Annotated in this window: 19 protein-coding genes; 12 read left to right on the plus strand and 7 right to left on the minus strand. The window is 65.8% G+C overall.

The genetic code is table 11. The features are described 5' to 3' along the window. Window positions 1-55: 55 nt before the first annotated feature. Window positions 56-1,417 (plus strand): phosphoribosyltransferase family protein, encoded by a 1,362-nt coding sequence (locus tag ABIB49_RS09365; protein ID WP_282358760.1) that lies wholly within the window; start codon window positions 56-58, stop codon window positions 1,415-1,417. Then, window positions 1,414-1,827, plus strand: coding sequence for a DUF302 domain-containing protein (locus ABIB49_RS09370; RefSeq protein WP_282358759.1), 414 nt, complete (start codon window positions 1,414-1,416; stop codon window positions 1,825-1,827). Before ABIB49_RS09365 ends, ABIB49_RS09370 begins: the two co-directional genes overlap by 4 nt. Before the next feature lie 5 nt (window positions 1,828-1,832). Here the strand turns inward: ABIB49_RS09370 and ABIB49_RS09375 are convergent, their stop codons facing one another. From ABIB49_RS09375 to ABIB49_RS09390, 4 genes are all read right to left on the minus strand, one after another. Continuing rightward, the gene (locus ABIB49_RS09375; protein ID WP_282358758.1) at window positions 1,833-2,558 is read right to left on the minus strand and encodes a hypothetical protein; all 726 of its coding nucleotides are present in this window, start codon (window positions 2,556-2,558) and stop codon (window positions 1,833-1,835) included. A 91-nt stretch (window positions 2,559-2,649) separates the two neighbouring features. Next, window positions 2,650-3,360: an SRPBCC family protein gene (locus ABIB49_RS09380; RefSeq protein ID WP_282358757.1), complete on the minus strand. Its 711-nt coding sequence runs from the start codon at window positions 3,358-3,360 to the stop codon at window positions 2,650-2,652. Between the two features lie 115 nt (window positions 3,361-3,475). Beyond that, window positions 3,476-4,348 carry a hypothetical protein gene (locus tag ABIB49_RS09385; protein WP_282358755.1) on the minus strand — a complete coding sequence of 291 codons (873 nt, stop codon included), beginning with the start codon at window positions 4,346-4,348 and terminating at the stop codon, window positions 3,476-3,478. After that, entirely contained in the window at window positions 4,345-4,809 is a 465-nt protein-coding gene (locus ABIB49_RS09390) for a universal stress protein (RefSeq protein ID WP_226775427.1), read from the minus strand. The genes ABIB49_RS09385 and ABIB49_RS09390 overlap by 4 nt, the downstream gene beginning before the upstream one ends. 190 nt (window positions 4,810-4,999) lie before the next feature. Between ABIB49_RS09390 and ABIB49_RS09395 the strand changes: the two genes are divergently transcribed. Next, the gene (locus ABIB49_RS09395) at window positions 5,000-5,872 is read left to right on the plus strand and encodes an NAD-dependent epimerase/dehydratase family protein (protein ID WP_282358753.1); all 873 of its coding nucleotides are present in this window, start codon (window positions 5,000-5,002) and stop codon (window positions 5,870-5,872) included. A 37-nt stretch (window positions 5,873-5,909) separates the two neighbouring features. Next, window positions 5,910-6,941 carry an aldo/keto reductase gene (locus tag ABIB49_RS09400; RefSeq protein WP_282358751.1) on the plus strand — a complete coding sequence of 344 codons (1,032 nt, stop codon included), beginning with the start codon at window positions 5,910-5,912 and terminating at the stop codon, window positions 6,939-6,941. Between the two features lie 27 nt (window positions 6,942-6,968). On the opposite strand, the gene ABIB49_RS09405 is transcribed toward ABIB49_RS09400, so the two are convergent. Then, window positions 6,969-7,763, minus strand: a complete 795-nt coding sequence (locus tag ABIB49_RS09405; RefSeq protein ID WP_282358750.1) for a FadR/GntR family transcriptional regulator — start codon at window positions 7,761-7,763, stop codon at window positions 6,969-6,971. Window positions 7,764-7,904: 141 nt separating this feature from the next. Between ABIB49_RS09405 and ABIB49_RS09410 the strand changes: the two genes are divergently transcribed. The 8 genes from ABIB49_RS09410 (at window position 7,905) to ABIB49_RS09445 (ending at window position 16,174) form a co-directional block, all read left to right on the plus strand. Beyond that, entirely contained in the window at window positions 7,905-9,200 is a 1,296-nt protein-coding gene (locus tag ABIB49_RS09410) for an ABC transporter substrate-binding protein (RefSeq protein ID WP_282358749.1), read from the plus strand. 114 nt (window positions 9,201-9,314) lie between these two features. Beyond that, window positions 9,315-10,268 (plus strand): carbohydrate ABC transporter permease, encoded by a 954-nt coding sequence (locus ABIB49_RS09415; RefSeq protein ID WP_226775432.1) that lies wholly within the window; start codon window positions 9,315-9,317, stop codon window positions 10,266-10,268. Continuing rightward, window positions 10,265-11,146, plus strand: a complete 882-nt coding sequence (locus tag ABIB49_RS09420) for a carbohydrate ABC transporter permease (RefSeq protein ID WP_282358745.1) — start codon at window positions 10,265-10,267, stop codon at window positions 11,144-11,146. Before ABIB49_RS09415 ends, ABIB49_RS09420 begins: the two co-directional genes overlap by 4 nt. A gap of 7 nt (window positions 11,147-11,153) precedes the next feature. Beyond that, window positions 11,154-12,302 (plus strand): galactonate dehydratase, encoded by a 1,149-nt coding sequence (gene dgoD, locus ABIB49_RS09425; protein WP_282358744.1) that lies wholly within the window; start codon window positions 11,154-11,156, stop codon window positions 12,300-12,302. Between the two features lie 5 nt (window positions 12,303-12,307). Beyond that, on the plus strand, window positions 12,308-12,994 hold the full coding sequence (locus tag ABIB49_RS09430; protein ID WP_282358742.1) for a bifunctional 4-hydroxy-2-oxoglutarate aldolase/2-dehydro-3-deoxy-phosphogluconate aldolase: 687 nt from the start codon (window positions 12,308-12,310) through the stop codon (window positions 12,992-12,994). Further along, window positions 12,991-13,980, plus strand: coding sequence for a sugar kinase (locus ABIB49_RS09435; protein WP_282358740.1), 990 nt, complete (start codon window positions 12,991-12,993; stop codon window positions 13,978-13,980). Before ABIB49_RS09430 ends, ABIB49_RS09435 begins: the two co-directional genes overlap by 4 nt. Before the next feature lie 59 nt (window positions 13,981-14,039). Continuing rightward, window positions 14,040-15,269 (plus strand): D-mannonate dehydratase ManD, encoded by a 1,230-nt coding sequence (gene manD / locus ABIB49_RS09440; protein ID WP_226775437.1) that lies wholly within the window; start codon window positions 14,040-14,042, stop codon window positions 15,267-15,269. Window positions 15,270-15,337: 68 nt separating this feature from the next. Further along, the gene (locus tag ABIB49_RS09445) at window positions 15,338-16,174 is read left to right on the plus strand and encodes a hypothetical protein (protein ID WP_282358738.1); all 837 of its coding nucleotides are present in this window, start codon (window positions 15,338-15,340) and stop codon (window positions 16,172-16,174) included. Window positions 16,175-16,222: 48 nt separating this feature from the next. Here ABIB49_RS09445 and ABIB49_RS09450 read toward each other — a convergent pair whose 3' ends face one another. Both ABIB49_RS09450 and ABIB49_RS09455 read right to left on the minus strand, forming a co-directional pair. Beyond that, entirely contained in the window at window positions 16,223-17,167 is a 945-nt protein-coding gene (locus ABIB49_RS09450) for an acetamidase/formamidase family protein (RefSeq protein WP_282358736.1), read from the minus strand. Beyond that, window positions 17,164-18,597 carry an APC family permease gene (locus ABIB49_RS09455; protein WP_282358735.1) on the minus strand — a complete coding sequence of 478 codons (1,434 nt, stop codon included), beginning with the start codon at window positions 18,595-18,597 and terminating at the stop codon, window positions 17,164-17,166. The genes ABIB49_RS09450 and ABIB49_RS09455 overlap by 4 nt, the downstream gene beginning before the upstream one ends. Window positions 18,598-18,631 lie beyond the last annotated feature (34 nt).

The following is an 18,631-nucleotide window of genomic DNA, read 5'->3' on the forward strand; positions in this document are numbered from 1 at the left end:
GGAGTGCACACCGTGATGAGGCGCCGGTGGACGTCCCGATTGGAAAGCCGCACTGATGAGCATCTTCGAAGACAGGGTCGACGCCGGCCGGCAGCTGGGAAGGCGGCTCGCGGATCTGCGGGGCCAGGACATCGTGGTCCTGGGCCTGCCCCGCGGCGGAGTCCCGGTGGCCGCGGAAGTCGCCGCCGCCCTCGATGCACCCCTTGACGTGATTGTGGTTCGGAAGCTGGGCCTTCCCTACCAGCCGGAGCTTGCCATGGGAGCGGTCGGGGAGGGCGGCGCCCGGGTGCTCGAAGACCACGTGCTGGCCCACGCCCGGGTCAGTGACGCGGAACTGCGGGCCGTTGAAGACCACGAGCGGGCGGTGCTCGAGAGCAGGGTGGCCCGGTTCCGGAAGGGCAGGACCCGGCAGGACCTTACCGGGCGTATCGCGGTGATCGTCGACGACGGCATCGCTACCGGGTCCACCGCCAGGGTCGCCTGCATGATCGCCCGGAAGCTTGGGGCCGCGAGGGTGGTCCTGGCCGTCCCGGTCGCCCCCGCCGACACCCTCCGGACCCTGACCGAGCCCGACGAGCTGATCTGCCTCGCCACACCGCAGCAGTTCTCCGCGGTGGGATACCACTACCGCGATTTCTCCCCCACCGAAGACGATGAGGTGGTGCAACTGCTCGACGCCGCAGCCAAGCGACTGCACAATTCCCCGCCGGCGTCCCGCACGCCGGAGGGGACCAGCATGGCAGCCGCCACGGAGTTCGATGCGGAAGTCGAAATCCCGTCGCGCGGGGTTCGACTCCAGGGCCACCTGCACCTGCCGGTCCCGTCCCGTGCCGTGGTGCTGTTCGCGCACGGCAGCGGCAGCAGCCGGCACAGCCCGCGGAACCGGTTCGTGGCCGGGGTGCTCCAGCAGGCGGGACTCGGCACCTTGCTGCTTGACCTGCTGACCCCGGTGGAGGAACGAAACCGCGCCAACGTCTTTGACATCGAGCTGCTGGCCCGCCGGCTGTCCTCGGCCACGGACTGGCTCGCCGGCCGGCAGGACACGGCGTCCTGCCCGCTTGGCTATTTCGGGGCCAGCACGGGTGCAGGGGCTGCGCTTTGGGCCGCCTCCGAACCAACCGCCAGGATCGGCGCCGTCGTATCCCGCGGGGGCCGGCCCGATCTGGCCGGGCCCCGGCTCTCCGCGGTCCGGGCGCCCACCCTCCTGATTGTCGGAAGCTACGACTCCGGAGTGCTGGCGCTCAACCGCAAAGCGAAGTCCATGATGCGCTGTCCGAACCAGTTGGCCGTCGTGCAGGGCGCCACCCACCTTTTTGAAGAACCCGGTACGCTGGCCGCGGCTGCCATCCTCGCCAGGGACTGGTTCGTCGAGTACCTGCTGCCAACCGAAACCAAAACCCCGGGAGCCACCGAATGAGCTACACCTACACTGCCGTCGTGCCGCTGAACTGGGAAGACACTGTGGCAAAGACACGTGCCGTGCTCGCCACCCAGGGCTTTGGGATACTCTCGGAAATCGATGTGCGTGCCACCTTCGCCGCTAAACTCGGCGCGGACGCAGCGGAAGCCCTGGGGGACTACGTCATCCTCGGAGCCTGCAATCCGGTGCTCGCGAGCAAGGCGCTGGCCGCGGAGCCGGAAATGGGGGCATTGCTGCCCTGCAACGTGGTGGTGCGCCGCGGGACCGGGGCCACCGCGACGACTGTCGATGCCATCGACCCGCAAACCATGGTCCAGCTCAGCGCTACCCCGGCAGTCCGCGACGTTGCGGACGACGCCGGCACCCGCCTGCGTGCGGCCATAGCCGAACTGGCAGGAGAACGCTGATACGGTCAGGCCCCACGCACCCCATGGCGGCCGCCGGAGCGGTGCCGGAAGGCGTAGACCAGCAGCGCCACACCGGCGAGCACTAAGAACGCCGGGACAAAGAACTCGCTCGCGGTAAGCAGCGCCGTAGCCTGCACGGCGAAGACGACACCCAGCACGGCCAGGACCGCGGCCGGTATCAGCGGCCACTTCATCCTCGCTGATTCTGCCGACCCGACCCGGCTGGCTGCCGGCCGGGCCAGGCCGGGCCCGGCTTGGACGGGAACCAGGGAAAGTCCCGCGAATGTAGCGGCGAGGCCCAGCAAGAGCACCGCGGCCACCGGCATGCCTTGCCAGGATTGCGGGAGTGTCACCACGAGGGCAAGCGTCAGCATCACGCCGGCGGGGATGAGGGCCCACCAGTTGGCGCGCTCGCGCAGGTAAACAGCGCCGAATCCTGCGCCCATGAACAGGAAAAGGAAAGCCCCGGCCCAAGTTCCGGCCCGCCCCGGCCAAAGCTGGGTGACCAGGATAACCGACGCAAGGCCCAGGAAGACCGAACCGGGAATGGCAGCCCACCAGTTACCCCGGCTGCGGAAGAACACAACGACGAAAACGACGCCGGCCGCCGCAAAGAAGAGCGGCCACACCAGAGCAGCGCTGTCGAGGTAGCCGAGCAGGTCCAACAAAAGCAGGAATCCGGACACCATCAGCGCGATTCCCACGATGATGCTTGTTCGTGCTGATTTCACCGTTTGCCTCCCCGGAACACGGCGGGCGGCTGAAGGCTGCCCGGCAAGTTCGAGGTTATGCCGGCACTGCCCGACAGGGTAGGGCACAAGGTCACGGGCGCCGCACGCGGCTGGGCTGGCGGCCGCGGCCCTCGGCCCGGGACTTGATGCCCAGGAGCATACGCCGCTCCATGAGGAACTGCAGGGGTTCCAGCAGTGGCCGGAGAATCAGCCCAACAGGAAGCGGGGAATAGTCGTACCGCGTCCGGGACAGCAGCCGTGTGGTGCGCGCATCGACGGGATGCAGCACAAATGTCCAGCCGAGCTCCAGCCGCAGGCCCGCAGCTGCCCCGGCGGAGGAGATGATTTTTCCGGTGCGCGGGTCCATGGTGCCGCCGAGGCCCAGCACGGATCCGGGCTCCACCCTCCGGACCGGAATCCCCGTGCCCGGGCCCAGCGGGATAACGTCGCCGACGGCGAGCTGCTGGTATTCGGGAAGGATCCGGTCCGCACTGTGCATACCAAGGCCTGCCGCGTTTTCGAGCAGGTCGTAGCTATACATGCCACCGCGTCCCGCACCCAGCTGGACGAGCCAGGGCCAGAGGTCCGCAGCAGGAGCGTGGACGGTGACGGCACGCGTACTCTGCATCCGCGGCACCGGGACGATCTCGTCGCCGGGAAGCGCGGCAGCTGATTCCTGAGCCGTCGCCCCCCAATGCAGCAGCCGGGGCCGGACGGCGAGGACAAAGCCGGCAGCGGCGGCGGCTGCGGCCAGGGCGGCCACTGGACCGCGGAACCGGAAGGAACAGGCGAGCCGGCTCATGGGACGCGGCCTTCCAAACGCTTTGCCGGCGGCGCCACTGCGCGATTGCGGACGTAACGAAGAGCCCCAGCACAGGGACGCTTCACCGCCGGGATCTCCAGCCGGGCCACCGGTGCTACCCAGCAGGGCCGGAAACGGTACCGGCGCCGGTATGCTGCCCGACGGGGCGGCTGCCCCGGTTGCGCCTGCCGACGCCGCCGGGATTCAGCTCGAGTTTCCACAGGTGCAGCACTCCCAGTACCAGGAACAGGGCAGACAACAGCACCGAGGACCAGAGGGACGCCGCCGACACTGGGAGCTTAAACAGCGGTTTGAACAGCTCCCCCAGGGCCAGGGAGAAAATGAGCGTAAAGCCGAGCAGGAACAGCGCGGGCATAAAGACCAGACCCGGCCAGCGGCCGCGGAACGTCAGGACGGCGAGGATCAGGAACGCGGGCATGATGAAGCACAGGTCAAGGACGAACACGGAATAGAGTGAATCGATCTGCTCGCGGGTGCGCATCAGCGGCAGCAGCATGGCAATCCACAGCGGGTAAAAGATCAGCGGCTGCAGGAGCGCGCCCGTGGCGGAAAGCCTGCGGATGCCCGCAGGAACACGCACCCTCCTTGGCCCCTCCGCCCTGACCTCCATTGCGGTGTAGAGCACCCCCCAGAAAGACAACGCAAAGATGGCGAGATACACGAGGTAAAAGCCGTTGTAGGTCCGCTCGATGGAGTAGATGCCGTAGGCGTAGAACAGGTAGCCCAAGATTCCCAGCGCCACGAGCCGCGCCTTGGTCTGCTCCCGACGCACCGTCAGCGCCAGGACGATCAGGGCGATGCCCGCAACACCTGACATCAGGTCCTGCGATACGGCGCCGGGAAGCAGGTCCGCTGCCACGACGCCCCGGTAGATGTCCGGGAAGACCAGCCCGGCCACCGCGGCAGTGACGGTCAGCAAGCCAATGACCATCCAGAGTGCCCGGACCGGCCACTGGCTGTGGTTCATCTTCCCGCCTGGTCTTTGTCCGGGTCCTGACCGACCACCAGCACCGGGCAATGGGCATGGGCCGCGCAGGCGCCGCTGACTGATCCCATCACCTGTGCAAGGAAGCCACCGCGGCCGCGGCGGCCGACCACCAGGAGCTGGGCGTTCCGGCTCTCCGCCACGAGGACCTTGGCCGGGGCGCCGAACTTCACGGTCCGGCTCAGGCCTTCCGGCAGGTCGGTGCCAAAGGCACGCTCCAGGGCTTCGTCGACGAGCCGCTTGGCCGTCTCTTCGAGTTGGGTGGTCGTAGGGGAGCTCTCTTCGGGCAGGTGGGATGCCAGAAAGAGATCCGAGGTGCCCAGGCAGGTCACGACCGCCAGGGGCGCATCCAGGCCCCTGGCCATACGGCCGGCGAGCCGGAGCGCCGCCGTCGAGAAATCCGAACCGTCCACGCCCACGACTACGCGCTGATCACCGTTCATGGCCCCAGCCTGCTCCCGGTCTGGCGGAGTGCCTAGGGCCGAAAGTCACGGCGGCCCTGCTGGCGGTCCGTGGCCGGGCAGGTGAGGGGGACTGGATCTTCCTAGGACGCACAGGGCCTGCCACGGGGGCTGGGCAGCACTCTTTACCGCCTTTAGGGTGGAGTGACGAAGACCACCAGAGGAGATCTTGATGCGAGTTGCTGTTACCGGAGGAAGCGGAAAACTGGGACGGAGCGTAGTCCGGAGACTGAGCGAGGACGGTCATGAGGTGACCAGCCTGGACCGGGTCGGTGCCCGCGGCCGGGACTTCACCGAGGTGGACCTGCGCAACTATGGTCAGGTCGTGGATGTTTTCCTGGGCCTGGAGGACCGTCACGCCGGCTTCGACGCGGTGGTGCACCTGGCCGCCATCCCGGCTCCCGGCCTCGCCCCCGACGCGGCGACGTTCGAGAACAACATGCAGTCCAGCTACAACGTGTTCCAGGCAGCCCGCCGGGCCGGGATCAAGAAAATTGTCTACGCCTCCAGCGAGACGGTATTGGGTTTGCCGTTCGACGTCGACCCTCCCTATATTCCGGTTGACGAGGAATACCCGGCGCGGCCCGAGAGTACTTACTCCTTGGTCAAGCACCTCGAAGAGCAGATGGCCATCCAGCTGACCCGCTGGGACCCGGAGCTGAGCATCACGGGCCTGCGGTTCTCCAACGTGATGGACCCGGAGGACTACGAGGAGTTTCCTTCGTTCGACCACGATGCGTCCCTGCGCAAGTGGAATCTCTGGGGCTACATTGACGGCCGGGACGGTGCGCAGGCCGTCGCACGCGCCCTGGAGCACGACAAGCCCGGGTTCGAGGCGTTTATCATCGCCAACGAGGACACCGTGATGGGCCGCTCCAGTGCCAGCCTCGCCGCAGAAGTGTTCCCGGACGTCACCGTGGTCAAGGAACTGGGCGAACACGAAACCATGCTCTCGATCGAGAAGGCCAAGCGGCTCCTGGGTTACGCCCCTGAGCACAGCTGGCGCGATTACCACCCGGAGCGGACCACCCCCACCGAAGACTGAATCAGCTGCATTCATTCACTTTCCACTAAGGAGTTCCATGAAATACCGCACCCTGGGCGGCAGCGGCGCCGTCGTCTCCACCTACGCGCTGGGCACCATGACCTTTGGCGCCGAGGCCACAGAGGAGCAGTCACGCACGATCCTTGACGACTACTTCGCGGCCGGCGGAAACTTCATTGACACCGCGGACGTCTACAGCTCCGGGGTCTCTGAGGAGATTGTGGGACGGTGGCTCGCGGACCGGACCGAGGTCCGGGACCGGGCCGTCGTGGCCACCAAGGGCCGGTTTCCGATGGGGGCCGCCCCAAACGACGTCGGGACCTCCCGGCGCCACCTCACCCAGGCACTCGATGCTTCGCTGCGCCGGCTCGGCGTGGAGCAGATCGACCTATACCAGCTGCATGCCTGGGATCCGATCACTCCGTTGGAGGAGACCCTAAGGTTCCTGCACGACGCCGTCAGCAGCGGCAAGATAGCCTACTACGGGTTCTCGAACTTCCTTGGCTGGCAGCTGACGAAGGCAGTGCATCTGGCGAAGGCCCTTGGCTTCAGCGCCCCGGTGACGCTGCAGCCGCAGTACAGCCTGCTGGTCCGTGAGATCGAGTCCGAGATCGTTCCTGCTTCGCTCGACGCCGGGATCGGCCTGCTGCCGTGGTCCCCGCTGGGCGGCGGCTGGCTCTCGGGCAAATACAAGAAGGACCAGCCGCCCGCGGGTGCCACCCGGCTGGGCGAAAATCCGGAACGGGGCATGGAGGCCTGGAAGGCCAGGAACGCGGACCCTCGCACCTGGGAAATCGTGGAGGCAGTGCAGGAGATCGCCGGCCGGCACGAGGCCAGTGCCGCCCAGGTGGCGTTGGCCTGGCTGGCGGACCAGCCGGCCGTGACGTCGGTGATCCTGGGCGCCCGCAGCACCAAACAGCTTGCCGACAACCTCGCGGCGGCCGACCTGCGGCTGACTGAGGGCGAACTGATGCGCCTCAGCGAGGTGAGCCGCCCGCGCGTCGGAATCTACCCGTACGGGCCGATGGCCCAGGAACAGCGGAGCCGGAAGATCGAGGGCGGCCGCTAGCGTCAACGACGCGGGGTCAGCGCGGGCCTATCCCACCACCGGGGATGAGCCCTCGGTGGCCCCGCGTTGTGCTGCGGGGGCCGGTGCCGGGCCGGCGGGCTGCTGGTTGCTGGACCAGATGTAACTCATTTCCTCGGAGGACTGCTCCACGATCCGGCTCATAGCCGCGTGAGCGGCGTCCGCCTCGCCGCGCTGAATGGCGCTGGCTACGTCCACATGCAGCTGCAGGGCCTCGTGCTGCGGCAGATGTGGCATCAGCCCATGCTGGGTGCGGCCGGTCAAAACCTCCGTGACAAGGTTGTGCAGCTGGGAAAACATCGGATTCCCGGAGGCGCGAAGTACTGCCGCGTGAAATTCGATGTCCAGGCGCAGGAATTCATCCTGGTCTCCCTGCTGGCCCGCGGCCCAGAGCCGGGCCGCTTCGGAGACCAGGTCGCTGCCGGTATCCCAGGAGGCGCGTTCGGCGGCCAGCCGGGCAGCATGTGGTTCGATGGCGCCGCGCAGTTCGTTCAGCGCCTGCAACTGCTCCAGCCGCTTGGAGGAGGCCAGCCGCCACCGGATCACCTGCGGATCGTAAGCGTTCCAGGACTCTTCCGGCTGGACTACAGTCCCCAGCCGCCGCCGCGATTCCAGCATCCCCTTGGAGGAAAGCACCCGCGTGGCTTCCCGGACCACCGAGCGGGACACCCCGTACTGGGCCTCAAGTTCGTCCAGGCGCAGGATCGAGTGCGGCACCAGGGTCCCCTCGGCAATGGCAAGTCCCAGATTCTGGACCAGCACGGAATGCAGGTCGGCCGGGAACTCCGCCTTTGGGGTTTTCATAAATAAATCATACCGATAAGGCGCAAGGGGTTGTTTAAGTCTGCTTTATTTCCCTAAGATCGCTTCCAGAGCAGATGTAAAGATGCATTTGCGGCCGGCTGGACAGTGACGCCCAGCCCTAAATGAACCAAGGGAGTCGTAATGAAGCGACGTTCAATCATGCAGTACGCGGCTGTCGCAGCTGCGCTGTCTCTGGGCCTCACTGCCTGTGGCGGAGCCAGCGGCAGCAGCGATGCCAAAGCCGCCGGCACCGTCCGGGTGACCCTCGCGAACCACGTCTGGACCGAAGGCATCAAAGCGGCGATTCCGGAATTCGAGAAGTCCAGCGGCCTCAAAGTTGAGTTGACCCAGCTCGGCGAGGACCAGCTTTCAGACCAGTACAACGTCAAGCTCAACGCCGGCAGCGACGAGATCGACGTTATGATGTACCGCCCCCTGCAGGAGGGCAAGGCGTTCGCGAAGAACGGTTACCTCGCCGACCTGACGTCCAAGGTCTCCGCGGACGCCAGCTGGGACTGGAAGGACTACCAGGAGGGCCCGGTCAAGGCCACTACAGCCGACGGCAAGGTCGTCGGCGTCCCGATTATCACCGAACGCGAAGTGCTCTACTACCGCAAGGACCTGCTGCAGGCCGCCGGCCTTGAGGTGCCCAAGACCATGGAAGAGCTCGAAGCGGCCGCCAAGGCCATCAAGGCCGCCACACCGGACACGGCAGGTTTTGTGGCCCGGACCGGCAAGTCCGCGGCCGTCACCCAGTTCTCCAGCTTCCTGTACAGCTTCGGCGGCGACTTCACTGATGCCAGCGGCAAATCCGCCATCAACTCCGACGCTGCCAAAAAGGCCTATGAGTACTACGGCGGCCTGATCAAGAACTACGGCCCGGCCAACGTCAGCACCGACATGAGCTGGCCCGAAGCGATGGCCATCTTCACCCAGGGCAAGGCCGCGTTCTATACCGAGGCCGACTCCCTGTACAAGAACGCCACCGACCCGGCCAAATCCAAGGTTTCCGACACTGTCGGTTTTGCCGCGCTGCCGGCAGGCCCTGCCGGTTCCAAGCCGTACAACATCCCGTCGTGGGGCCTAGCCGTGAACCAGGCTTCAAGCAATCAGGACAACGCCTGGAAGTTCATCCAGTGGGCCACGAGCAAGGAACGCACCCTGGCCGCGCAGAAGGCCGGCGTTCCCGGACCCCGCAGTTCGGTCTGGGCCGACCCGGCCGGAACGTCCACGTACCCGAAGGATCTGGCCGAGGCTATCTCCGCGAGCGCCAAGAACGGCGTCGGCCACGACCGGCCCGAGGTCATCACGGTAGGCAAGGCCCGCGAAATTGTCGGCGGGCCGATTGTCTCCTCCATCACCGGAGCCGACGTCCCCGCTGCGGCCGATGCCGCCAACGGCGACTTCCAGAAATTCCTGGATACCGAAAAGAAGTAGCACACCGCGGCGCACCTCGTACTGGTCGCCCTGCACAGCACCGGCGGAACGGCGGCCCGCTGCCGTTCCGCCGGTGCCAGCTTCTCACTTCACCCCCAACTCCTTAGGTGAACCATGTCTGTACTGAACCCTCCCCGCAGCGCACCAGCCCGCAGCGCCGGCCGCCCGCCGGGTCCGCGCGCGAACTTTTCCGCCTGGGCCAACCGGCACCGCAAGTGGCTCTTCGCGGCCCCCGCCATGATCTTCGTCGGCGTCCTGATCGTTTTCCCCCTGGCCTGGACGCTGTTCCTGAGCCTGACCGACTCCCAGGGATCCGTCCGCGCGGCCTCTGAGTTCATTGGCCTGCAGAACTACATCACTGTCCTCTCCGACGTCGACCGGTTCTGGCCCGCCGTCGGCCGCACCATGTCCTTCACCGGCGTGGCCCTGGCCTGCGAAGTGGTTCTGGGCATGTGCATCGCGCTGCTGCTGTGGCGGCCGTTCCGCGGCGAAAAGTGGGTCCGGGTGGCCATTCTCCTGCCGCTCGTCGCAACCCCGGTGGCGGTCGGCATGATGTGGCGGTTGATCTTCGATCCCAACATCGGCTTCGCCAACCAGCTTCTCGGACTGATCGGCATTCCGGCCCAGCCTTGGCTCTCCGGCCAGGACACGGCCCTTGGCACCACGATCTTTATGGACGTGTGGCAGTGGACCCCGATGGTGGTGCTGATCCTTCTCGCCGGCCTGACCTCGCTGTCCGAGGAACCCGATGAGGCCGCCAGGATGGACGGCGCCAACGCCTTCCAGCGCTTCTTTTACATCACCCTTCCGCTGATGCTGCCAACGGTGATCGTCGCCATCCTGCTGCGCGGCATCGACGCCCTCAAAACCTTCGACATCCTCTATGCCACCAAAGGCAAAGGCGGCGGTTCATTCCACGAGGTAGAGACCCTGAACGTCTACGCCTACGGGCTGAGCTTCGATTACAACCAGTACGGGCTCTCCTCCGCGGTGTTGATCCTGTTCTTTATGATCATCATCGGCACCATGTGGCTGCTCACCATGCGCAAGAAGGCGGCAAACAAATGACCGTACAGACCGAATCCAAAATCCCCGCCACGCGGCCCGCCCCGGCTCCGCGCCGCCGGAAGGCCAGGGGCCCCCGCGCCTACAAGGTCTTCCGCGTGGTCGCCCTCGTGGCGGTGGTGTTGTTCCTGGTCGCGCCGCTGTTCTGGATGCTGCTGGCCTCATTCAAGACCAACGTGGACATCTACGACACGGGGAAATCCTTCTTTTTCACCCCGACCACCGAGAACTACACGAACGTGCTGGAGCGGAACAACTACTTCGTCTTTATCATCAACAGCTTCTGGGTGGCCTTCGTTTCCACCGCCTTCTCGCTGGTGCTCGGCGTCCCTGCCGCCTATGCCATGAGCCGTTTCACGATGCACCGTTCGGCCCTGGTGGTACTGATGGCCCGCGTGATTCCGGGCGTCTCCCTGCTGGTGCCCTGGTACTACGTCTTCTCCAACCTGAAGATGGTGGGCGGATTTGAAGTGCTGATTCTGAGCCACATGTTCGTAGCGCTCCCGCTGATCGTCTACATCATGATGAGCTACTTCGATTCCCTTCCGCTGGAACTCGAGGAATCGGCCCAGGTGGACGGGCTCACCCCGATCGGAGCTTTCCGCCGCATCACCTTGCCGCTCTCCGTGGCCGGCATGGCTACTGCAGGGATCCTGTCCTTCATCTTTTCGTGGAACAACTTTATGTTTGCCCTCGTACTGTCCGGGTCCAAAACCAAGACGCTCCCGGTCGCGATCTTCGACTTCGTCTCTTACGCCTCCATCGATTGGGGCGGGCTGATGGCGGCCGCCATGGTGGTCACGATCCCGATCATGGTCATTGCCTTGTTCACGCAGAAATACATCGTCTCCGGCATGACCGCCGGCGCGACCAAAGGGTAGCAGGCAGATGACACTCATCAACAGGATTGAAACCTTCCTGGTCGCGCCGCGCTGGCTGTTCGTCCGGATCGAGACTGAGTCCGGGATCGTCGGCTGGGGCGAGGCCAGCTGCGAGGGCCGCAGCGAAACGGTCCGCACCGCCGTCGACCAGCTCTCCGAGCTGCTGATCGGCAACGATGCGCTCCGGATCGAAGACCACTGGCAGGTCATGACGAAGGGTTCCTTCTACCGTGGCGGACCCATCCTCGCCAGTGCTGTGTCCGGGCTGGACCAGGCCCTGTGGGATATCGCCGGAAAGCACTTCAACACACCGGTGCACCAGCTCCTGGGCGGCCACGTCCGCGACCGGATCCGGATGTACGGCTGGGTGGGCGGTGACGAGCCCAACGAGGTGGCCGACCAGATCAGCGCGCAGCTTGAGGTCGGTCTCACCGCCGTCAAGATGAATGCCAGCGGCCGGATGAGCCCCATTGCCTCGGTGGCGGAGCTCGACGGCGTTGTCCGCCGGGTCGCCGCCGCCCGCGAGGTCCTCGGGGACCACCGCGATGTCGCCGTCGACTTCCACGGCCGCTTTAGCCTGGCCAACGCCCGGCGGGTGGCGCCGCTGCTGGAACCCTACCGGCCGTTTTTCCTTGAGGAACCGGTGGTTCCGGAGAATACACACCTGCTGCGCGAATTCACCTCGTCGACGACGACGCCGGTCTCCACCGGAGAACGGCTCTACAGCCGGCAGGAATTCCTGCCCGCGCTGCAGGCGGGCATCGCCGTGGCCCAGCCGGACCTCTCGCACGCAGGCGGCATCACCGAGGTCCGCAAGATTGCCTCGCTCGCCGAAATCTTCGAGGTCCAGCTGGCCCCGCACTGCCCGCTCGGTCCGCTGGCCCTTGCCGCCTGCCTGCAGGTGGGCTTCGCCACGCCCAACTTCCTGATCCAGGAACAAAGCATCGGAATCCACTACAACCAGGGCGCCGAAGTCCTGGACTATGTCCTGGACAAATCCCCGCTTAGATTCGTGGACGGGCACATCGAACGCTTGACCGGCCCGGGCCTTGGGATCGAAATCGACGAGGCAGTGGTCCGCGCCGCGGACAAACGCGGCCACGCCTGGCGCGGACCCGTCTGGCGCCACCCCGACGGAGCCTTCGCAGAATGGTGAACAACATGACCGTGAACCCCAGCAATGTCCTGACCTCCGAGAGCCTGCTGGCCGGAATCCAGGAGACCAGGCTCGTCGCCATTGTGCGCGGCACTGACGGCCTCGCCGCGGCAGCGGCGGCGTTGGCGGCCATGGAAGAGGGCTTCCGTTACGTCGAAATTGCCCTGACCACACCGGACGCACTCCAGGCGATCAGCGCAGTCCGCGCCGCCGCGCCGGCAGGCTGCTTCGTTGGGGCCGGCACCGTGTTGACCGCGCAGGACGTGGATCACGTGGCGGCGGCCGGTGGCCAGTTCACCGTGACCCCGGCCCTGGCCGAGTCCATCGCTGTCTCCGCGGCCCGGGGCATCCCAGTCCTGGCCGGGGCGCTGACCCCGACCGAGGCCTACGAGGCCATGACCCGGGGAGCCACAGCCGTGAAGCTCTTTCCCGCCTCCATCGGCGGACCGGGCTACCTCAAAGCCCTGCGGGACCCGTTTCCCCGCATCCCGTTTATCGCCGTCGGCGGGGTCGGGCTGGAGCAGGCGTCCGGCTACTGGCAGGCAGGTGCCGTCGCCGTTGGCCTGGGCGGACCGCTCTTCGGTGACACCGGTTCAGGCGGCGAGCTGGCGCCGATGCGGGCGCGGGCCCGGGACTTTGTGGCGCTGGCCGCCGACTATGGGCTGCGCAGCGCCGCGAAGGGTCCGCAGTGAGCGCTGAAGCCGGGCTGCCGGCCGTTGATTTGCTGACTTTTGGTGAATCGATGGTGTCGCTGCGCGCCGCCGGGCCGCTGTCCGCTGGCGGAACCCTCGGCATGCACGTTGCCGGGGCGGAGTCGAATGTGGCCGTCGGCGCCGCACGACTTGGCCACCGGGTGGCCTGGGCCGGCGTGCTTGGCGCCGACCCGCATGGTGAGTTCATCCTCCGGCAGTTGCGCAGCGAGGGCATCGGGGTGCACTACCGGGAGCACGGCAGCCGCGGCACCGGGGTGATGTTCCTCGAACAACGCACCGCCGACGTGAGCCGGGCCTTTTACTACCGCGCCGGTTCCGCCGGATCCACGCTCTGCCGGGCCGACGTCGACGCGGCCTTCCGGACCGGTACCCGGGTCCTGCACCTCACCGGGATCACCGCAGCCCTCAGCCAGGAGGCACGGCAGGCCGTCGAGTATGCGGCCGCCCGGGCCGCCGGCGAAGGCCTGGAGGTGTCCCTCGACGTTAACTACCGGGGCAAGCTCTGGTCCCGGGAAGAGGCGCGCGCAGTCCTCACCCCGCTGGCCCGGCACGCCACCATCCTGATCGCATCCGACGATGAACTCGGCCTGGTCGCCTCCGGCCATGGGTATTCCGGCGCGGCCGACGACGCCGAAGCGGCGATGGCCGCCGAACTGCTGGCCCGGGGCGTGCGGGAGGTTGTGGTCAAGCGGGGCGCGGCCGGTGCCGGGGTCCACACCGCGGCGGGCCGCTGGGAAACGCCCGCCGTGCAGGTCACCAGCATCGACACGGTGGGAGCCGGTGACGCTTTCACTGCGGGTTACCTCTCCGCCCTGCTCGACGGCGAGGACGTCGCCGGCCGCCTGCGGCGCGGCGCCCTGACGGGCGCCTTCGCGGTCAGCACTGCCGGCGACTGGGAAGGCCTGCCCTTCCGGGGCGAACTGGAACTGTTGGGGACCGCACCCAGCGGAACGACTCAACGCTAGGGCCGGCACCGCCGCCTCAACCCCCAACGTCAAACCGACTCAGAAAGCCTGGACCCACTGTGAAAATCATTGCCGCTGAAGTCTTTGTGACCAGCCCGTCCCGTAACTTCGTCACGTTGCGGATCACCACGGAGGACGGTGTGACCGGGATTGGGGATGCGACCCTGAACGGCCGCGAGCTCGCGGTGGCCGCATACCTGAAGGAACACGTTGCGCAGCTGCTGATCGGCAAGGACCCGCACCGGATCGAGGACACCTGGCAGTTCCTGTACCGGTCCTCGTACTGGCGGCGCGGTCCGGTGACGATGGCGGCGATCGCAGCGGTGGACATGGCGTTGTGGGATATTAAGGGCAAGCTCGCCGGGATGCCGGTCTACCAGCTGCTCGGCGGGGCGTCCCGTCACGGGCTGCGCGCCTACGGGCATGCCTCCGGGGCGGACCTGCCCGCGTTGTTTGATTCGGTCCGGGAACATCTGGAGCTGGGTTACAAGTCGGTGCGGATCCAGACCGCGGTGCCCGGGATCAAGGCCGTGTACGGCGTAGCGGCGCAGGCACAGGCTTCGGGGGAGCGGTATGACTATGAGCCTGCCGGTCGCGGGGCGTTCCCGGCGGAGGAGGACTGGGACACCCGAGCGTACCTGCGGCACCTGCCGACGGTGTTCGAAGCGGTGCGGAATGAATTCGGGCCGGAGCTGCCGCTGCTGCACGACGGGCACCACCGGATGACCCCGATCCAGGCCGCGAAACTGGGCAAGGCGCTGGAGCCCTATGACTTGTTCTGGCTGGAGGACTGCACCCCGGCCGAGAACCAGGAGGCCTTGCGCCTTGTCCGTTCCCACACCACAACGCCGCTGGCGATCGGGGAAATCTTCAATACCGTCTTCGACTTCCAGACGCTGATCAAGGAACAGCTGATCGACTATGTCCGGGCCGCCTCGACGCACTTCGGCGGGATCTCGCCGCTGAAGAAGGTGATGGATTTCGCCGCGCAGTACCAGATCAAGTCCGGTTTCCACGGGCCGACGGATATTTCCCCGGTGGGCTTCGCCGCGCAGCTGCATGTGGGCCTGGCGATCCACAACTACGGCATCCAGGAATACATGCAGCACTCGGACAAAACGAACGAGGTCTTCGAACAATCCATGACCTTCGTGGACGGGTACCTGCACCCCGGCGACACGCCCGGCATCGGCGTGGAGTTCAATGAGGAAGCCGCCGCGGCCTACCCCTACCAGCAGGCCTACCTGCCCTACAACCGCCTCGTCGACGGAACGGTCCACGACTGGTAATCATGGGTCCGACGGATACGCCGGTCTCCTGTAGTGTCGTGGCAACTACTGTATGGGGGTGCGGTTAGATGTCACAGTTGACGTTCCGCTGGTCCGGTCGATTGTGGATCCTGGCGGCACTCCTCGCTGTTGCCGGGATAGTCGCGGTTCCCGCTGCCGCCATCCTGCAGCACATGTTCGAGAGCGCCATCGGGCGGACGACAGTGGACGCAGGGGCCGACGGTGCTGAGCGCACCGTCTACTGGCGCGAGTACCCCGGCGTCGCCGGCGTCGATTCCCGGCAGATCCTGGCCGGCCCTACACCGCAGGAGGGCTTCGACGCGGGGCAGGCCATGGTTGCCGAGATTAGGGCCGCCCTGTCGGAGGAATTCCAGCTCGAATGGTCCCCTGCGGGCGACGAAGCCGGCGGCAGTCCGTTTCAGCGGCCGACCGAGAATAACTACGGAGGCCAATCACTCCTTACTAACGTGAACGGTCCCGAATCCCAGAGCACCACAGTGCCGCAGGCGTGGGAAGAAAAGCAGCGGGCAATTGGCATCATCGGGGAGGTCAGTGGCCGGTACGGCTATGGGACGCCGACAATCAACGCCCTGGAGGGCTGGTCTGCAGAGGACCGGACCCGGGACCTTGGCGGTCTGACCCCGGAGGAGCAGGTTATTGTTTCCGGGGTGGCGCTTGGGCGGGCAGGTCAGTGGCTGTCCTTCAGGTTTCAGGACCTTTCAAAGGACACCAGCGGCACCTTCAAGGAACGGCTCCAGCAGCCCGAAGGATCGCCGTGGCAGCTCAATACGCTGGCGCTGGGGTACGGGGCCAACGGCCTTTTGGCAGCGGAGGACCGCGCCGAATTTGAATCCCGGCTTGAGCCCTTTCGGGGGCTTACCCCGCCTGAGCCGCTGGAAAGCTGAGCCTGCCGGGGCGAGGCGGCAGGCTCAGCCATTTTGAGCGGCTCCAGTTCAGGACTGTGGCGTCAGCACACTCTTGGGCAGGCGGTGCACAGTGACTGCCCCCACGGGGGTGAACGGGTGGAGCGGGTCCGGCGCCGATGATCCTGTCGGTCCGCCGAGACGGGAGTCGCCGACTGCACTGAGCACGGCGTAGGCGTCTTCCCGCTCCCAGCCGTGGTCCTTGACGAGGAAGTGGAACATGTCTTCGTAGCCGCGGGTGATGCTTTCCTGGACTGGGTTGCCCAGGCCGACGAAGATCCATTCCTCACCGGTCTCGATCCGGGGGGCGCGGAGGTTCATGTCTTTTGCCAGCTCAATGCTGATTACGGCTGTTCCCTCGGCCTCGATGGCCACGAATGACGACTCGCCTTCGGCCATCAGGGCATGGATGTCTCCGATCGAGAGGTACGCGCCTTCCACCATGACCGGCAGATACACCTTCGAGCCTGGCCGGCACCCCGTGAGGTCCATGTTCCCGCCGCCGGCGAAGCTTGGCATAACGGTGGAGTTTTCCCCCTCTGCCGGTGCTGTGCCGATGCAGCCGATCATCGGCCGGGGATCGAAGACGTGCCGGTCGGTTACGTGCACTCCGTCAGCGTCGATCGGGATCCGCCTGGTGAACATCTCCCGACCCATCACGTGGCGCAGTGCCCCCGTTCCCGGCAGGCTGACGGACCAGCCGCAGTCGTTGAGCAGGATCTCGTGAATCGTGACGATCAGGGCGTCGCCCGGCTCCGCCCCGTCCACGAAGACCGGTCCGGTGACGGGATTGATGCCAACGGTGAGCCGGTCAAGGTCGTGATGAACGTGCAGTTCCGCGTAGACGGCGTCGCTGGTCTCGAACGCGATCCGCTCACCGGTTCCGGGTGCGATTCGCAGCGCAGGTTCTTCCCTTCCGGAGAACGAGAACTTCCCGTGGGATTTGTCGAGGAAATGTTCAGCGCTGGCGGTCATCGCTGGGACTCCGTTGCGCTCATGGACAACTCCGGCCCGCCGTTGTTCTCTTCGCTGAGGTCAGGTGTCCGGCCGGTGTATTTGTAGTATGCGAAGACTCCGGCTCCTACTGCGAGCCAGATGGCGCCGCCGATTTTTGCCTCCGGAGCCGCGTTGAGCAGCACATAGCCAATGATCAGGAAGCCCAGGACCGGCACCAGAAGATGGAGCACATAGTTTTTCGACTTCTGATGCACGATGTAGTGAAAAATGACCGACAGGTGCAGGAGCATAAACCCGAAAAGTGCGCCGAAGTTCACCAGCGCGGAGATGACGTCAATCTGTCCCACAAAGAACAAGACAAGGACCGCCGAGATGGCGGACACCAGGATGATGGCGTTGCGGGGAACCTGCCGGCTGTCAATCCGGGACAGGAACCGGGGCAGTTGACGGTCGCGGCTCATCGAGTACAGCAGCCGGGAGGTGGCGGCCTGTGCGGCCATGGCGTTCGCCACTCCGATAGCGAGGACGTTCACCACAAAAAACGCCGTCATCCAGCCGCTGTTCGAGGCGGCCGCGACGATCGTAAAGAAGGCATTGCCGACCTCGTCATCGTTGAATGATTCCCGGCCGCCTGCCAGGGCGCTGGCCAGCCAGGTCTGCAGGATGAACAGGAACGCCACCAGGAACAGCGCCATGATCATGGCCCGTCCGGCAGCGTTGCGGCCGCCGGTGGCTTCCTCAGACATGGTGGAAATGCCGTCAAACCCGAGGAAACTCAAGACCGCTATGGACAGGGCCGAGGCGATCAGCGGACCCGTCACCTTGGTTGCGTCCCAGATCGGGTTCATGGTCAGTTCGGCGCCCGGAACAGCGTTTGTGGCCAGGGCATTAACGGCGATCACGACGAAAATGACGACAAAGATGAGTTCAATTGCCAGGAAGATGCGGTTCATCCGTTTGATCGAGCTGATGCCGAGCAGATTAACGACGGTGTTGACAGCCACAAAGATCAGCGCCCATAGCCAGCGCGGGGAGTCAGGAAAGATGCCCACCATCGACTCGGCAGCAAAAACGTACAGGAGCGTCGGGACGAGGAGATAGTCCAGCAGGATTGCCCACCCGGCAAAAAACCCGGCGGTGGGATGTAGCCCGCGCCCCACGTAGGAGAACACCGAACCGGCGAGGGGGATGGACTTGGCCATCTGCTGATAGGCAAGGGCAGTGAAGATCATGGCGATAAGTCCAATAGCGTAAACCAGCGGGACCATACCGCCGGCCGCGTTATAGACAACGCCGAAAATAGCCCACGGGGCGATCGGGACCATAAAAACGAGTCCATAGACGAGCAAGTCAGCGGTGGACACTGACCGTTTCAGTTCCTGCTTGTAGCCGAACGCTTCGAGCTGCTGTTGGGCGCTGAGTTCAGGGGAGCTGGATGAATTTGCCATCGGGTACTTTCTGGGAGGGGAGTGGCGGAGGCGG

The sequence above is a fragment of the Arthrobacter sp. UYCu512 genome, from assembly GCF_040547075.1.
GTDB lineage: Bacteria > Actinomycetota > Actinomycetes > Actinomycetales > Micrococcaceae > Arthrobacter.

Bases quoted from the DNA above. Each gene is read 5' to 3' on its own strand.
- ABIB49_RS09390 (WP_226775427.1), bottom strand. From the start codon at position 4,809: ATGAACGGTGATCAGCGCGTAGTCGTGGGCGTGGACGGTTCGGATTTC.
- ABIB49_RS09400 (WP_282358751.1), top strand. From the start codon at position 5,910: ATGAAATACCGCACCCTGGGCGGCAGCGGCGCCGTCGTCTCCACCTAC.
- ABIB49_RS09430 (WP_282358742.1), top strand. From the start codon at position 12,308: ATGACCGTGAACCCCAGCAATGTCCTGACCTCCGAGAGCCTGCTGGCC.
- ABIB49_RS09445 (WP_282358738.1), top strand. From the start codon at position 15,338: ATGTCACAGTTGACGTTCCGCTGGTCCGGTCGATTGTGGATCCTGGCG.
- ABIB49_RS09415 (WP_226775432.1), top strand. From the start codon at position 9,315: ATGTCTGTACTGAACCCTCCCCGCAGCGCACCAGCCCGCAGCGCCGGC.
- ABIB49_RS09410 (WP_282358749.1), top strand. From the start codon at position 7,905: ATGAAGCGACGTTCAATCATGCAGTACGCGGCTGTCGCAGCTGCGCTG.
- ABIB49_RS09455 (WP_282358735.1), bottom strand. From the start codon at position 18,597: ATGGCAAATTCATCCAGCTCCCCTGAACTCAGCGCCCAACAGCAGCTC.
- ABIB49_RS09365 (WP_282358760.1), top strand. From the start codon at position 56: ATGAGCATCTTCGAAGACAGGGTCGACGCCGGCCGGCAGCTGGGAAGG.
- ABIB49_RS09405 (WP_282358750.1), bottom strand. From the start codon at position 7,763: ATGAAAACCCCAAAGGCGGAGTTCCCGGCCGACCTGCATTCCGTGCTG.
- ABIB49_RS09370 (WP_282358759.1), top strand. From the start codon at position 1,414: ATGAGCTACACCTACACTGCCGTCGTGCCGCTGAACTGGGAAGACACT.
- ABIB49_RS09395 (WP_282358753.1), top strand. From the start codon at position 5,000: ATGCGAGTTGCTGTTACCGGAGGAAGCGGAAAACTGGGACGGAGCGTA.
- dgoD (WP_282358744.1), top strand. From the start codon at position 11,154: ATGACACTCATCAACAGGATTGAAACCTTCCTGGTCGCGCCGCGCTGG.
- ABIB49_RS09450 (WP_282358736.1), bottom strand. From the start codon at position 17,167: ATGACCGCCAGCGCTGAACATTTCCTCGACAAATCCCACGGGAAGTTC.
- ABIB49_RS09385 (WP_282358755.1), bottom strand. From the start codon at position 4,348: ATGAACCACAGCCAGTGGCCGGTCCGGGCACTCTGGATGGTCATTGGC.
- ABIB49_RS09380 (WP_282358757.1), bottom strand. From the start codon at position 3,360: ATGAGCCGGCTCGCCTGTTCCTTCCGGTTCCGCGGTCCAGTGGCCGCC.
- ABIB49_RS09420 (WP_282358745.1), top strand. From the start codon at position 10,265: ATGACCGTACAGACCGAATCCAAAATCCCCGCCACGCGGCCCGCCCCG.